Consider the following 627-nt stretch of genomic DNA (forward strand, 5'->3'; position numbering starts at 1 on the left):
TACGTGAACAAAGAGGGGGGTCTGAAGTCATAGATAACGAGAATGCCTTATAAAATAGAGCGATTCGCGTTATATTTACCTGAGTATTAGGCATGCCTGTTTAGGCTGTAAAAGAAGAAATTGATAAAGTATGAAACCAATGGGAATTCGCGCACAGCAAAAAGAAAAAACTCGTCGAAGCTTAATCGATGCTGCGTTTAGTCAGCTGAGTGCTGATCGTAGTTTTTCTAATCTGAGCTTAAGAGAGGTTGCTCGCGAAGCCGGCATTGCACCAACTTCTTTCTATCGCCACTTTAAAGACATGGATGAACTCGGTTTAACCATGGTTGATGAAGGGGGCTTGCTGCTGCGTCAGTTGATGCGTCAGGCAAGGCAACGAATCGTTAAAGAAGGCAGTGTAATCCGTACCTCGGTTGAAACCTTTATGGAGTTCATCGAAAGCAGCCCGAACGTATTCAGACTGTTATTACGCGAACGCTCCGGAACCTCGTTTGAGTTTCGTACAGCGGTAGCTCGTGAAATACAGCACTTCTCTGCAGAATTGACCGAGTATTCGATTACAACCGGAATGACAAGGGATGAAGCATTTACACAAGCGGAAGCTTCGGTCATTTTGGTGTTTAATTC

At 44.3% G+C, this 627-nt stretch carries 1 protein-coding gene; it reads left to right on the top strand.

Annotated features, from left to right (window positions below):
• Window positions 1-130 precede the first annotated feature (130 nt).
• The coding region (gene fabR, locus KIV40_RS30565) for an HTH-type transcriptional repressor FabR (protein WP_285353039.1) at window positions 131-627 on the top strand (497 nt) is incomplete at its 3' end.

The sequence above is a fragment of the Vibrio sp. D173a genome, from assembly GCF_030248475.1.